Consider the following 2,082-nt stretch of genomic DNA (forward strand, 5'->3'; position numbering starts at 1 on the left):
CCAGGCCGCCGTCGAGCAGGCGGACGTCGTCCAGGCCGCCCCAGCGCAGCAGCCACCAGGCCCGGGCGGCGGACAGGCCGCCGACGTCGTCGAGCGCCACGACGGCGCGGCCGCGACGCACGCCCCACCGCCGGGCGGCGTCCTGCAGGTCGGCCACCGCGGGCAGCGGGTGCCGTCCGTCCGCGGGCTCGCCGCGGCCGGCGAGCTCGGTCTCGAGGTCGACGTAGACCGAGCCCGGCACCCGCTCGGCCCGGTGGGCGTCGCGGCCGTCCGGGCGGCCGAGCGCCCAGCGGACGTCGAGGACGACCGGCGGCGACGGCGAGGCCAGGGCCTCGGCCAGCGCGGGTGCGTCGACGAGCAGGGCCTCGCGCGTCCCGGGGTGCACGGCGGCGACGCTACGCCGCCGTCCCGCCCGTCGGCGCCCTCGCCGCGGGCCTCTCGCCGGGAAGGTGGTGCCCCTCCCGCTCGTTACCCTCGAGCGAGCACGGATCGGGCCCGAGGCACGGGTCCGGCGCACGGGCGGACAGGAGCGGGCATGCGGCGCACGGTCGTCAACGGCAAGATCCACCGGGCCACGGTCACGGAGGCGGACCTGCACTACGTCGGCTCCATCACCATCGACGCCGAGCTGGCCCGGGCCGCCGACCTCGTCGAGGGCGAGCAGGTCCAGGTGGTCGACGTCACGAACGGCGCGCGGCTCACCACCTACGTCATCCCCGGCGAGCCCGGCAGCGGCGTCATCGGCATCAACGGCGCTGCGGCGCACCTCATCTCGCCGGGTGACCTCGTCATCATCATGTCGTTCGTCGAGCTCGAGGAGTCCGAGCGCGAGGGCCACTCCCCCCGCGTCGTCCACGTCGACGCGGGCAACCGCCAGGTCGCCCTCGGTGGTGACCTCTCCGCCCCGGTGCCGGCGGGCGACGGTCGCGACGTCCCCGCCATGCAGCGCCCTCCCCTGGCCCTGGCGACGTCCTCCTCCTGACGCCGCCTCCCGGCGGTGCCGGGACGCCCGCCCGTCCGCTGGTGCCCGAGGATGGGCGGGTGCAGACCTTCCTCCCCTACGCCAGCTTCGCCCGCAGCGCCGAGGTGCTCGACTCCCCTCGCCTGGGCAAGCAGCGGGTGGAGACGCTGCAGATCCTGCGGGCGCTCGAGCTGCCCGACTACGGGTGGGCCAACCACCCGGCCGTCCTCATGTGGCGCGGGTGCACCCCGGCGCTCGTCGGGTACGGGCTCGCCTGCGTGGAGGCCTGGGCGCGGCGCGGCCACGCCGACGGGACGGCCGAGCTCATCGGCGAGTTCGCCCCCGACGTCGTCGGCGCCTCGCAGGAGGAGCTGGCGGCGGCCGGGCTCATGCCCGCCTGGCTCGGCGACGAGGAGGTCCACCGCAGCCACCGCTCGGCCCTGCTGCGCAAGGACCCGGAGACCTACGCGCCCGTCTTCGGCGACGAGCCGGACGACCTGCCCTACGCCTGGCCCGAGCCGGCCCCGCCGGCGCCGCCGGCCGCGCCCCGGGGGCGGCCGCTGTGGGTCGTGCGCCCCGGCGACGCCGAGACCCTAGCCGCGTTCCTCGCGGACGGCGTCGTCGGCCTGTCGGCGGGCTCGGGGGTCGACGTCGACGTCGTCGAGGGCCTCGAGGAGACCCGCCGGGCGGCCGAGGCGGCCGCCCTCGAGCGGGCGGCGCAGAAGGGGGGCGACCCCTCCCCCGTCGCCGAGCCCGACCTGCGGGCGCTGCTCAAGCGGCTGCACCCGGAGCGCCGCCCGGGCAAGGAGCTGCGCCAGCTGGACTCGCTCGTGCACGAGGTCGCGGTCGGGGACGAGGTCGGACTGCCGATCGAGGGCGAGCGCGCCCTGCTCGTCGGCGAGGTCGTCGGCGACTACGCCTTCGTCCCACGCCGCGGCGCCCCGGCGCCCCACCGGCGGGCCGTGCGCTGGGGCGGGCGCCTCGCCCGCTCGGCGGCCCTGCCGCCGGCGGCGCTGCAGGACCCGCGGCGCCTCTTCCAGGTCCGCGTCGACGCCTGAGCCCCGGCGCCCGGGGTGCGCCCCGGACGTGGGGGGGGGGGGGGGGGGGGGGGGGGGGGGGGG

At 78.5% G+C, this 2,082-nt stretch carries 3 protein-coding genes; 2 read left to right on the forward strand and 1 reads right to left on the reverse strand.

All coding sequences use genetic code 11. The features are described 5' to 3' along the window. A partial coding sequence (locus tag HLB09_RS16180) for a sulfurtransferase (RefSeq protein ID WP_322790231.1) occupies nt 1-385 on the reverse strand: 385 nt, incomplete at its 3' end. A gap of 150 nt (nt 386-535) precedes the next feature. On the opposite strand from HLB09_RS16180, the gene panD reads away from it, so the two are divergent. Both panD and HLB09_RS16190 read left to right on the forward strand, forming a co-directional pair. Next, entirely contained in the window at nt 536-982 is a 447-nt protein-coding gene (gene panD, locus HLB09_RS16185; protein WP_171204336.1) for an aspartate 1-decarboxylase, read from the forward strand. Between the two features lie 59 nt (nt 983-1,041). After that, nucleotides 1,042-2,019 carry an MSMEG_6728 family protein gene (locus tag HLB09_RS16190; protein ID WP_171204337.1) on the forward strand — a complete coding sequence of 326 codons (978 nt, stop codon included), beginning with the start codon at nt 1,042-1,044 and terminating at the stop codon, nt 2,017-2,019. Nucleotides 2,020-2,082 lie beyond the last annotated feature (63 nt).

Source organism: Pseudokineococcus marinus, from assembly GCF_013004605.1.
Lineage (GTDB): Bacteria > Actinomycetota > Actinomycetes > Actinomycetales > Quadrisphaeraceae > Pseudokineococcus > Pseudokineococcus marinus.